A 12,691-nucleotide genomic window follows, 5' to 3' on the forward strand; every position below is an offset into this window, starting at 1 on the left:
ATTTCCTCATTGTTAACTTCTACGCTAACTCCCTTACTATTCAAATGGAATTATTCAACAGGCAAAGTGTCAAAGTCGATAGACGGAGCCACTCCTAAAACCGGGCGCTCATGGTAGGTATCAACCTCAGACGTTTCGTTAAAAAATCCGCAGTTCTTTAGGTAGAAACCATTGTCGCCGCTTATGTAACCGCCGGCATAATCCAAACGTGCTTTATCATGCGCAGTAGCATCGGCAGTAAATTTTGCTTCTGTAACCTCGTGCCATGTACCATTGGTGTCGTAAATCCACTGGTTGTTGTAATACGCCCTGCGTTCAATCGGACCTGTTTTTGTGTCAAAGTTTTCCAAAAACGAATACAAACTGGTTAAGTAGGTACTGATTTTAGGACGTCGCCAGGTGGCAACAAAAAGCCATTCTTCCTGCTCTGCATCAAAAAACCAGGCTGAATAATCCGTAGTATTTTCGCCACTTGGTTCTCCTTTTAATAAAAACTTGTAGGTGTTTTCAGCTTTCCAGTTAAACTGCATATAACTCTGTCCTCCAGATCCTTCGTTTCCAAAGTCGTTAGTGGTAGTATTTGCGCCTTTAGCAATCAATTGTACACGCTGATCTTCAGGAATAGTACTTGGATCGTCGGTTGAATACGGACTCCACACCGAAAACAAAACGCGTCGCTCAGAACTTGAGTTCACCTGCATACCAAAATAGCCTTGTCCGAAACCGTTTGCCATGTAATACGAACCAATTACGTCATTGTCTTTTGGAACCGTAATTTCGTTGTAAAACCATACTACATCTGAAGCTTCGGTTGGTTTTTGATAACCTAAATGTACCGACGGTCCACGACGTCCCCAATAGAAATAATCTTCGTTTGAAAAATGCACACCTGATTTACAAGCCGCGCCTCCCAGCGTAACCGACTCGATTGATGCAAATTGAGCACCAACTTTATCAACGCCCTGCAGGTCAAGGTAATAATATCCCGGTGAAGGCACGGTATACGAACCTACAAATACCAGGCTGTTTGTAGTGCTGTTTAGCTCAATTTCTTTTGTTTCATTCAGGAAAGTTGCCTGAAGCGTTGAGCTGCCCTCGCTAACTTTTCCTGTAATACCTATATGAATTTCGCCGGCCGCCTCAACACGAAAAAAGGTACGTAAAACCGAAGTTTTATAGCTCCAGTTAAAACCGTTGTAATCTGCTGTCTGTAGTTTATTTCCGCCAACGTTTGTAAGAAACCAGCTGTTTCCTTCGCTTGGAATCCGGTGAGACATTGTCGGAGTTTCCGGTTCTTCTATTTCGTCCTGCTGACAAGCAAAGGCCGCAAAAGGAAGTATCAGGATTAAGAATAATATTTTCAGATTTAGTCTTGTTCTCATAGTGTTAGTATTTTCTACTTATAAAAATCAGACTTTCGCAGATGTAAAAACACCGCAAAAGCCTGATTTGTTATTAGCTATAATTGATTAATCGTTCTGAATTAAGTTTGGCTGAGCCAAAATCTGATCCTCCGGAATGTAATCAACAACACGAGGACTAGTTGCAGGCACTGTTAACAGCGGATTAGCACCTCTGTCGTGTGTACCCGGATATCTGCGGTCTAAGGTTAAACCGTTTCTGAATATGTCGTAACGACGGTGTGCTTCAAAAGCCAACTCAACACGACGCTCCTGAAGAACGATATCCAATATAGTTCTGTCTTCAGGTACATCATCGTAAACAGGAATATTTGCTCTTTCTCGGATTAGATTAATATCCTCGAGTGCACCATCAGTATCACCAGTTTTTGCGCGTGCCTCGGCACGGTTAAGATACATCTCCGCTAAACGCGAAATAATTGGCGAGAACAACTGAGGCTGACCTTCCTGGTTCGAACATTTAATAACAAAGAATTTAGGATATCCCTGACGTACAGGCATTTTCTTGTCTAAACGCACGTAGGTTTTTCCGCTAATGTTATCGCCGGCAGTAATGTAGTATTTAGTTACTCCATTTACGTCTTCAGTCATAACAGTTTGTGTTCCGTTGTACTCGTACTCCCAGCTTTCGCCGTTGTTTGTAACGTCATACATTTGGAACATTCTCGATCCTGCAGGTGAAGATTTATCGTACGAGTAAGTAATTTCATACGTGTCACCATCAATGTATTGAGGATCGATAAACTTATGTCTTCTGTCAGTTGGATTCTCATCCAGTAAATCTCTGAAAGGTTCAGAAGCATACATTTCTCCCCAGCCAACTCCGTCGATTGTAGCATACATTCCTCCAAACGCATACCAACCATAGTTGTCTTCATCTTTTAATGCACGACAAGCAAAAATAACTTCCGAATTATCTTCGGGAACCATTGTTGGGAAAGTTTCGTAATCAGACCCCTGAAGCAATGCAAAATTGTTCGATTCGATTACCTCTGTAGCCAAACTCGCAGCTTTAGCATTATCGTCCATGTACAAATAAACACGCGATAACAGCGCATTGGCAGCTTGTTCCGACGCATAAATATTGTATTCAGCATCGATACGTTTAAATTCACTCATCAGCTCTGCTGCAGTTGTCAGGTCTTCAATGATCAGATCGTAAACCTCTTGTACAGTGGCACGTGGTGGCATGTTATCTACATCAGGTTCGGCATCCAAAACAATAGGAACTCCCCAGTTATTAGTTGGATCCTGCGTATAAGGACGACCCCAGATATTTACCAGGTTAAAGTAGAAGAAGGCACGCAGGTAGTACATTTCACCAATTACGTGGTTCATTCGGGCAGTACCTTGCTGTGCTTTGGCAATTACTTTATTGGCATTAACAATACCTTTGTAACAAGTCGACCACAAACTGTTTAAGTGGTAGTTTGTTGGCGTGTGCTGGTAATTGTACATGTAGAACAAGTGGTCGGTAGTCGATCCACTCAATGAGATATTGTCGCCACCAAATTCGCCATGAAAATGGTAAGGACGCATAAATGCATTTGTTTTTAGCAGCGCATAAGTTCCTAAAGCTGCTGCCTCAATTCCTAACTCATCGGCAAACACCATTTCATCGGATAAATCCTGAAACGGATCTCTGCTAATATCGCAAGCGACAAAAGAGATTGTCAGTAGTATTGCTATAAAAGAATATATTTTTTTCATCTTAATACTGTTAATCATGAATAAATTTTTTGCTTAAAAATCGATTTTAACACCGGCCATAATCTTTTTCGACAATGGGTAAAGTGCACCTGTTTCAGGATCCATTCCCGACCAGTCAGTAATGGTAATCAGGTTATCGCCACTTACATAAACCGAAGCGTTTTTAACTTTAATAGCATCGGTAGCTTTTTTAGGAAGACGGTATGATAAGGTAACATTACGTAATCGAACGTAGCTTGCATCTTCTAAATAACGCGAAGAGTTTTTATTCGCATTAACACCACCATTGTATGGTTTTGGGTGTGTTGCAATATCGCCAGGTTTTTCCCAACGGCTCCAACCGTCAGCCAGGTTCATGTTGTTGAATGATGCGTAAGAACCGTCGCTGTCGAACAACTCGCGGTTGCCATTGTATTTGTAGATATCGTCAACAAAACTAATGTTTGCAGTCAAAGTGAAATCATCAAAAGTTAAAGTGTTTAAAATACCACCTGTATAAGTTGGTGTTCCTTTCGATCCTGTAAATTGTAAAGTTGCATCGGCATAGCTCGATGTTAAAGCAATACTTTCATTACCCTCTTCATCTACTACAACTTGTTCCCATAATGGCTCACCATTTGCAGGGTTTGCACCGTACCAAATGCGTTGGTAATACGAGTCCATGTCGTAACCCTGCTCAATGCGAACGTTTCCTGAAGTATATGCTTTATCTTCATATAATTCTTCAACCTTGTTTTTATTGTATGCCAGGTTCACAGTCATATCCCAGGCAAATCTTGGAGTTCTGATAATCTCAGGAGAAATTGACAATTCGTAACCTTTGTTGGTAACACGACCAACGTTCATCCAGATACCATTGTATCCTGATAAAGCAGGAAGCGGTACGTAGGTTAACAGGTTATCGCTGTTTTTGTAGTATAAATCGAGGTTAATTCCAACACGGTTAAATAAACGTGTGTTAACAGCGGTGTTGTAACTTGTAACTTTTTCCCAGCTGATATCAGCGTTACCTTTTTGGTAAGGTGTTGCAGCACTGTTTCCGTTGTACTGGTCAACAAAAGCGTAGTAACCCAGGTACTGGAATCCACCAGGTGCGTTACCTACTTGCCCCATACTGGCTGACCATTTCAGTACATCAACCCATTTTACACCGCTCATAAAATCTTCGTGGTGCAGGTTCCATCCCAAACTTGCCGACCAGAAGTTACCGTACTGGTTGTTCGGACCGAAACTACTTGATCCCTGACGGTTGAACGAAGCAGTCGCTAAATATTTGTTGTCGTAAGCATACTGTAAGTTAACCAACATACTTTGTTTGGCACTCTCCCATTTCGAACCACCAACGCCAACAGCTTCGGCAGTAGCGTTAAGAACAGTTAAACCTGCTGCAACACCTTTACCTGTGGCATTGGCAGCATCCGAATAATAGTCAGTGTATTCCCATGCAACAAAGGCATTCAGGTTATGTTTGTCGATCGTTTTTTTGAAACGAAGCATCTGGTTGGTAAAACGTGTTCTGCTAAAACTATAAGCTTCGTATAATCTTCCTCTGTCGGCCTGACCAGAAATAGAACGTGGATCGGTGTATGATTCGCTATGTCCGAAACCAAGAGCAACGTTGTTCATCGATGAGAATGTCAACCAGTCGTTGATTTCATAATCAAGACCAATGTTAATACGGAAATTGTTTCCGCGAGATGTACCGTAGTTGTACTGAAGATCGTACAGGTAGTTGTTCTCATCGCGGCCATACCATACTTTTCCATTTTCAAGCAAGTATTCCTTTCCGCTGTCAACACGTGGATCTAAAACCGAACCGTCCGGTAAATAAGCCTCATCCCATGGCATGTAAGTAAACATGTTGTAAGTAGAATGCTCCTGATTGTGCGTATTGGTATAGTTTCCTGAAAGATTAGCTTTAATCGAAAGACGTTTGCTTGCTTGTACATCAACGTTTGCAATTCCTGAAAAACGTTCGTATTCGTATCCTTTTAAAGCACCTGTTTCGTTAAAATATGTACCCGATAAATAGGCCATAATTTTATCGTTACCACCCGAGTAGTTTACGTTATATTCCTGTGCTTGTCCGGTTTGTGTACCAATTTCCATCCAATCGGTATCCGTGTTCAATACATCTTCAGTAACGTTCGGATTCCAGGTTTTCTGGTAATCGTATAATTCCTGCGAATTCATTACCGAAAAGTTTCCGGTATTGAATGTTGTAGCACCGTAAGATGCATTTACATTAAGTGTAGAAACACCTTTTTTAGCTCTTTTTGTTTGTAACAAAATTACACCGTTTGCCGCCAACGAACCGTATAACGAAGTTGCCGAGGCATCTTTAAGTACGGTAATACTTTCGATATCCGACGGGCTGAAACCAGGATCGTCGTTACCCATAATAATACCATCAACAACCCAAAGTGGTTTTGTAGTTCCCGAAAGCGAACCTTTACCACGAATTGTAATAGTTGTACCTGCTCCGGGTTTACCGCTTGATGCACTTGTGTACATACCGGCAACTTTACCTTGTAACATCGCTGATACGTTAGGAGCAAAAACATCGTTTAGCTCATCGGTATCAAGGGCAACTGCCGAACCTGTTAAATTCGATTTTTTAGTTGTTCCGTATGCAACAACCATTACCTCATCTAAATCGGTAGTTGAACTTACCAACGAAACATTGATTGAAGTTTGACCACCTGCCGCGATCTCCTGTGTTTCGTAACCTACAAACGAAAACACCAAAGTGGCATCGGTATCGTCAACTTTAATTGCAAATTTTCCATCAATATCGGTAGTAACACCGGTTGTGGTACCTTTAATAATGATACTAACACCCGGTAACGACTCTTTGGTTTCGTTATCGGTTACCGTACCGCTAATAGTAGTTGATTGTGCGTTTGCAAACGTGGCAAACAGGAACATAAACACAACTAAACCAATTGCTTTGTGTATGCCCGAAAGTAAGCTGTTTTTATTGTTTTTTCGATCAGAACCGAAATTTTGTATATATCTCATAATTATTGTCTTTGTTCTGTAACTTTAGAATTACTTATTATTCGTAATTAGCTATAGATTAATAATCTAGCAAACCATCATCGAATACTTTAATCTCGCCCATTGTGGTAAATGAATAACCGGTAGTACGGGTATCCAGAATTCGGATGCGGAAGTATTTTGAAGAGTAGTTTTTGTCGAGCGACAACTCGTTATAATCAGGACGTGCTTTTGCATCAAAACGCTCTGAAGTCCAAACTGTAGTATATTCTACGCCGTCTGTACTGACCTGAACATCGAACTGAGCCGGGTCTATAGTTCTGGCAGAAGTTGAACGGGTCCAGAACTGGAATCCACCAATATATTTGGCTTCAGGGAAAGTGATCTGAATGTGGTGAGGAAGCGGTTGCACTTTAGCAGTTTCTTCGTCAGACCAGGCTGAATGCCAGAAAGTTGAAGGATCACCATCAACAAGATTTTCTTTTGGACCTTCCCAGATTTCCTGCGTATACGTGTCAATCATGTCGGCAGTAAGTGTGTGGAAAGTTTTTCCGGCTTTGGTAGTAAAAGCAATTGTTTCGCCATACGAAGTGCCTGCCTCGTTGGCCGCATAAGCTCTAACTTTATAGTCAGTCTTCGATGATAATCCATCTAAAGTTACTGAGTAATCCCATTCTTCTGCTAAAATTCCATTTAGCGTATAAGTACCAACTGCAACAATATTATCCGTAGTTGTTGGCTCTTTATCTTCGGTGGTCCAGCAAATTCCCATTGCAAGAATATTCGAACCTCCATCAGATGTTACACTACCGTTTATTACGGCATAAATATCGGCGAGTTCGGCAACTTCACCTGTCGAAGTCGTTGGCAATTCACCACTTCCTTCGTCTTCACAGCCTGTAATAAACAGGGCAGCCAATGCAAACATAAAAACGGAGAGTTTGGTCGCACCGTTTTGCAGCATTTTTCGATAATTACTTTTTTTCATTTTTCGATTTTTTGTAGATTAATTTGAATTACATAAATAATTTAGTGTTCATATTATAGTCGTTGTTCGCTCCTTGCGGATTGGCCGAACTACCAATTCCTGCCAATTATTTAATTACTGACGAGCCTCACTTGAGGTCACCCTACACCAGAAATTGATAAAAATGAAAGAAAAGTGAATGATTGTCTTTTTGAAGTGCGCAGATGGTGACAAAATTCTTTTAATCCTACAGAATTAAAACATTCTGCAAGTCACTATCCGACTATTCAATGGTGGGAAAACATCTGTTTTGCTTCGGAAATAACGAACATCCGAAGTATAAGTAGCTACTTAGCGATAAGCTTCTCCGAATCGTTGTAATTTAAGGATGCCTATCTTTCTGCCTTTGGTATGTATCAATCTGTTTTTTCGTAAATCCGATAATATGCGTATCGTATTTTCCTCGTTAGCTCCGATATGTCCGGCAATTTCCATTCGTTTTATCGAAACATTAATCATATTGTCCTGATCCAGGTTAAAGCGTTCGCGCAAATCCAGTAACAGATCAATAATCCGTTGCCGGTTCGACTTTTGAGAAAAGTTAATGATGGTATTTTGAGCTGCCCCCAACTCCCGGCAACCTTGTTGCAAAAGCAGTTGTCGTACCTGAACACTTTCGGCAAACAGCTTCGTTACAATTTGAATTGGTACAAATATCAGCCTGGCTTTTTCCATACAAGTGGTAAACTCGGTGGCCGGAGTTTGGTTAAGCGCCGAATCGAAACCAAGCATATCGTTAAAACTGAGCAACTGATAGATTTGCTCTTTGTTTTTAGAACCGATCCGGTATTGTTTTAAAACGCCCCGCTCGATAAAATAAATTCCTTTTAATTTTTGTCCGGGGCGGAACAGGGTTTCACCTTCTTTTAATTCAACCAATTGAAAGTTTACACTGTACTTTTCGAGCTCCTCGATGGTTAAGTGCTTAAACAGGTTAATAAATCGAAGGTTAGTGGTTTTACTATTTAATATGCTTTTTATCACAACGACCTAACTATTTTTATACGTTCAATTGAATTTGTTTACCGTTTGATTTATAGACGAAACTGATCCCCTGTTACCCTACAACAGAAAATTGCATTTAATACATTTTGAATAGCAGCAACAAAAATGGTAGGTAATCTTTCAGATCAGTGCGTAAGGTTTTTAATGCCCGGCTAATGAGCGCTTCAACGGCTTTTACCGAAATACCCATTTTTTCGGCGATTTCAGGATATTTGAGATTTTCGAAGCGGCTGTATTCAAATGCAATCCGGCAACGTTCGGGTAAATTTGCCAAAGCAACAACCAGTTTTTCCTCAAATTCGTGCGCCAAAACCAGGTTTTCGGTGGTGTTTTCGGCATCGCCGGTTAACGCTCCCTGCTGGTGTGTTTTATTTAGCACGTTAACCTTGCGCATATAATCGATACACTGGTTACGCACCATCGATGTAAGGTAGCTCGGCAGGTTTTTTATCGATTCTGCCTCTTCGCGTTTTCCCCACAGTTTTATAAACGATTCCTGAACAATCCCCTGGGCAGTATCAATATCTTTAACATACACATTTGCCTGGGCACAAAGCGCTTTATAATATTTTCTGAAAATAAAATCGAACGCTCTTTCCTGTCCCCTGGCAAGTTCTGCCAATAAAAAGTTAATATTTTGAATTTCGCTTTCCGGCATTCCTGTTTTCTTACGGCTCAAATATAGCCAAATTAGATGTGTTCAACTTTTGTATTTCCATCTCTACACAGTCCCTTTAAACTTCATTTTAACGCACCTCATTCAACATTCTCAGGGCAGGTTCATATTTCATCCCGGCTGCTATCTGCAAGTCGTTTATCGCCGAAGCTTTGTCTTTTGTTTGAATAAAAAATAGTGCCCGGTTATAATACGCCTCAGGGCTACTCGAAGATTTTGATATTGCCTGCGAATAAACCTCTAACGCCATGTTATTATCCTGTATTTCCTGGTACACTTTAGCTTTGGCAAAATAGGCCGACAGATCATCCGGGTTTAAACGAATTGAGGTATCAAAATCGGCCAGCGCCTCGTCGTATTTTTTGGTAATGGCATTTATTACACCCCGGTTTACATAGGTCACGTTACTTTCCGGGTTCAGTTCAATCGACCGGTTAAAGTCTGCCATGGCTTTTTCCAGGTTGCGTTTTTTGCGCCACAACATTCCGCGGTTACTGTAGGCCATAAAATTAAACGCATCGATGGCAATGGCGCGGTTAAAATCTTCTAACGCTTTTTCCTCGTTATTTATGGTAAGATTTGCATTTCCCCTACTCAACAGATATTCCACTTTTCCGGGATTTAATTCAACTGCCTTGTCGAAATGCTGCAGTGCTTCAGTCGGTTTTTTCAGCATCATCAGTGCATGAGCTTTCCCGTGATGCGCATCGGAATTATCGTTATTAAAAGCAAGGGCATTATTAAAATATTCCAAAGCTTCTTCGTACTGGTGTTCTTTCGATTTTATTTCGCCCATGCGAAGTGCAAAAGCATCATCCTCTAAAAACTTTGGTACAATTTCAATCTTCGTTTCAGGCGACATGTTTATAAACTCCGGAATGTTGGCGGCTCGGTTTCCCGAAGCAAAATATTCGAGATACACCGGTGGAGAATCGTTACCATTTTCATCAATGTGGGTAAGCAGCAACTGTGTGTACGGTCCGTATTTTTTCGATGAAAAAACCATCCAGCGGCTGTTTGGCGATATCGAGTGCCATGAGTTCATATTATCCGAATTACAATTCATCAAACGTGTTTCGCCACCTTCAACCGGTTGTATATACAGTTTGCTGTCGGGCATCAGCAACATAAAACTTTCGGCTTTGCAGAAGATCATAAATTTTCCATCGGGCGTAAAACGCGGAAAATAATTGCTCATTCCATTGTTCGAAGCTCCCGGAACAGGTTCTGCTTTTCCGCCTTTTCCATTGTTAAACGGAATGCGGTAAATATCGAATTTGAAAAGTTTTTCACGCTCCAGAAAAGCATTCAAAAATTTGTTGTACGTATTGTAATCAACGGCTTGCGATCCTCTGAAAATTCCACTTTCATCGAGGTGAGCAGCACGCGAACGGGTAAAATAGATATATTCTCCGTTAGGTCCCCAACTCGGATTACTGTGTACGTAATTTGTATCGTTGGCACCCTCCAGTTCAAAATATTTGTCTTTGGTACGGTCGTAAACACCTAAAATTCCTTTAAAAGGGAAGAACAATTGCGAGTATTCCAAATCGTTGCGATCGACAAAAATCTCCGAGTCTTTTAAAGTACTTACAACATATCTACTGTCGGGTGAAATTTGAGAAAGCAAACCGTAGGTAAATTCACCGTTTACAAAGTTGCTCCAATTCATAATCTCCTTTTCCGACATTATGGTTTCTTCGCCCAACTCAACAATGGCATAGGCTCCTTTTTCGTCGCGGGCATCCACATCCATTGCCAACGTTCCTCCATCGGCCGAAACCGAATGGCAGTTACCACAAACCGGAATATCGCTTAAAACAGTGGAAGGAGCATCGGTAGAGCCAATATTACCCAATTGCCAGCGGACCTCGGTAAGATTCTCGCGGGCAAATTTAAATGGCAGTGGTACCGAGCGGTAAAAAATTGGCGCACCAACCGAATCGGCTGCAAACTGAAAAGAAACAGTATCAACCGGAATGGCCGTTTGTTTATCATCAAAAGCCGATAAAACAAACGCTATCGATTTCTGATTGGATTGTTGTTTTAAGCCTTCCCATAATTCAGAAGAAGGCGTCCAGCGGTTATCTCCCCGAATTTCGAATTCGTTTAAAGTTTGGTCTTCGGCATCCAATACGCTTATTTTCCAGGTAGCATCTTCTTTATTCTCGGTCTCCCAAAAACAAGTAGGTGGCGGAAATTCGGGAGGAAACACAGTACCATCAGCCGGATAACTGATTGGTGCCTTTATGGTTTTTGCCGGCTGCGTACTGCACGCCAGAATAAAAACGCTGACGGCGAAGAAGAGGATTGATTTTGTAATGATTGCTCTATTTTGCATAAAAACGTTGTTAACAGTTACCAATTTGTTGCTAGGGGTTTTGAACTAAATTTTCCTGAACAAGAATTTGCGCTTCGGGGATATAAAATACCACCCGCCGATGGTCGGGAGGCACAAACAGCAAGGCATCGCCCTGTTCATGAGTGCCCGGGTAATTCCGATCCAGTGTCAGGCCATTTCTGAAAATATCCCATTTTCGTTGCGCTTCAAAAGCCAGTTCCAGTCGGCGTTCCTCAAGCACCACGTCAAAAACACTTGCTCTTCCTTTTAAATCGTCGGTAGAGTACAAAGCGTCGCCACTTAAACCGGCACGGCTTCGAATCAAATTAACATCTTCAATGGCCTCTTCGTTTAAACCCAGTTTGGCATTGGCTTCGGCTCGATTTAAATACATTTCGGCTAAACGCAGGTACACCGGCGAACTCAACGTCGGTCGTTCTTCCTGCATCGAAAACTTATTGATATAGTATATGGGATAGCCATTTCTTTCTTTTAAAGTAATTCCATCACTTTCGTATTGCGGCTCGATAAAAGCATGACGTGCATCTTCGGGATTTTCGTCGAGCAGTTCGCGGTAAGGTTCTGAAGCATACATTTCGCCCCAGCCCTGACTTTCGATGTGGTTGTACATTGAACCTATCGATCCCCATCCACGGTCGTCGACATCGATGGTATGTTTTACCGCAAATATTGTTTCGGTATTTTGTTCGGGTAATTTCCGGAAGTAGGTTTTAAACTCTTCAGTTTCTTCAAGATGATACCTGCCCGAATCGATCACTTTATTGGCATAGTCTTTTGCTTTTTGCGCATAGTTGATGTCTGGATTTTCGGGTGTGCCCGACATGTACAAATACACCCGCGAAAGCATGGCCTGCGCCACTTCTTTCGATCCGTAAACATTTTCCCTTTCGCTTCCCATAAGCGCTTCGGCCTGCAGCAAATCAGCAATTATTTGTTCGTATACTTCTTTTACGGTTCCACGAGCCGGCACATTTACAACATTGTCGTCTAACTTTATGGGGACTCCGAGATTGGTTTCCGGACTTTGGTAATAAGGCCGACCAAAAGTATTGGTTAAATGAAACAGGGTTTGTGCCCTTAGAAAAAGGTTTTCGCCTTTTAACTGTCGAAGCTCGTCTGAAGCGCTATCGTCGATGGACAGAATTACCTTGTTGCAGCCAACAATCAGCTGATACGCTTTTTCCCAGAAGTTTGAGGTTGTGTTCATAGCCGGAAAATGCTGGTAGTTGTAGCAATAAAATAAATGGTCGCTTGTAGTTCCGCTCAATGAAACATTGTCGCCGCCATATTCTCCAAAAAAGTGAAAATTGCGCTGGTAATAGCTATCTTTCAAATAGTTGTAATTCCCAACCGTTGCACCATTTAATCCGATAATATCTTCTTTCAATTCCGATTCAGGAATACCGTCGTAAGGCTGGTAGTTTAAGTTACAGCCAACTACACCCGATACAATTACCAGGCATACAAACAATTTCTTTATCATCGTCCTA

General features: G+C 41.5%; 8 protein-coding genes. All 8 read right to left on the reverse strand.

Going from position 1 to position 12,691, the window contains the following annotated elements:
• Positions 1 to 50: 50 nt before the first annotated feature.
• The 8 genes from SLH46_RS15875 to SLH46_RS15910 all read right to left on the reverse strand — a co-directional run bounded on the left by SLH46_RS15875 (position 51) and on the right by SLH46_RS15910 (position 12,684).
• Complete coding sequence (locus tag SLH46_RS15875) at positions 51 to 1,382, reverse strand: DUF3472 domain-containing protein (protein WP_320282190.1); 1,332 nt, start codon at positions 1,380 to 1,382, stop codon at positions 51 to 53.
• An 87-nt stretch (positions 1,383 to 1,469) separates the two neighbouring features.
• A complete protein-coding gene (locus tag SLH46_RS15880; RefSeq protein WP_320282191.1) occupies positions 1,470 to 3,131 on the reverse strand; it encodes a RagB/SusD family nutrient uptake outer membrane protein in 1,662 nt (553 codons plus the stop codon).
• A 33-nt stretch (positions 3,132 to 3,164) separates the two neighbouring features.
• Positions 3,165 to 6,152: a SusC/RagA family TonB-linked outer membrane protein gene (locus tag SLH46_RS15885; RefSeq protein WP_320282192.1), complete on the reverse strand. Its 2,988-nt coding sequence runs from the start codon at positions 6,150 to 6,152 to the stop codon at positions 3,165 to 3,167.
• Between the two features lie 58 nt (positions 6,153 to 6,210).
• On the reverse strand, positions 6,211 to 7,119 hold the full coding sequence (locus SLH46_RS15890; protein ID WP_320282193.1) for a discoidin domain-containing protein: 909 nt from the start codon (positions 7,117 to 7,119) through the stop codon (positions 6,211 to 6,213).
• Positions 7,120 to 7,449: 330 nt separating this feature from the next.
• Entirely contained in the window at positions 7,450 to 8,142 is a 693-nt protein-coding gene (locus SLH46_RS15895) for a Crp/Fnr family transcriptional regulator (protein ID WP_320282194.1), read from the reverse strand.
• Positions 8,143 to 8,239: 97 nt separating this feature from the next.
• Positions 8,240 to 8,842 carry an RNA polymerase sigma-70 factor gene (locus tag SLH46_RS15900; protein ID WP_320282195.1) on the reverse strand — a complete coding sequence of 201 codons (603 nt, stop codon included), beginning with the start codon at positions 8,840 to 8,842 and terminating at the stop codon, positions 8,240 to 8,242.
• Positions 8,843 to 8,909: 67 nt separating this feature from the next.
• Positions 8,910 to 11,180 (reverse strand): tetratricopeptide repeat protein, encoded by a 2,271-nt coding sequence (locus tag SLH46_RS15905; RefSeq protein WP_320282196.1) that lies wholly within the window; start codon positions 11,178 to 11,180, stop codon positions 8,910 to 8,912.
• A 31-nt stretch (positions 11,181 to 11,211) separates the two neighbouring features.
• On the reverse strand, positions 11,212 to 12,684 hold the full coding sequence (locus SLH46_RS15910) for a RagB/SusD family nutrient uptake outer membrane protein (protein ID WP_320282197.1): 1,473 nt from the start codon (positions 12,682 to 12,684) through the stop codon (positions 11,212 to 11,214).
• Positions 12,685 to 12,691 lie beyond the last annotated feature (7 nt).

This window comes from Draconibacterium sp. IB214405 (assembly GCF_033963885.1).
Classification (GTDB): Bacteria; Bacteroidota; Bacteroidia; order Bacteroidales; family Prolixibacteraceae; genus Draconibacterium.

Coding starts and splice junctions, on each gene's coding strand:
- SLH46_RS15875 (WP_320282190.1), bottom strand. CDS start 1,382: ATGAGAACAAGACTAAATCTGAAAATATTATTCTTAATCCTGATACTT.
- SLH46_RS15880 (WP_320282191.1), bottom strand. CDS start 3,131: ATGAAAAAAATATATTCTTTTATAGCAATACTACTGACAATCTCTTTT.
- SLH46_RS15885 (WP_320282192.1), bottom strand. CDS start 6,152: ATGAGATATATACAAAATTTCGGTTCTGATCGAAAAAACAATAAAAAC.
- SLH46_RS15890 (WP_320282193.1), bottom strand. CDS start 7,119: ATGAAAAAAAGTAATTATCGAAAAATGCTGCAAAACGGTGCGACCAAA.
- SLH46_RS15905 (WP_320282196.1), bottom strand. CDS start 11,180: ATGCAAAATAGAGCAATCATTACAAAATCAATCCTCTTCTTCGCCGTC.
- SLH46_RS15910 (WP_320282197.1), bottom strand. CDS start 12,684: ATGATAAAGAAATTGTTTGTATGCCTGGTAATTGTATCGGGTGTAGTT.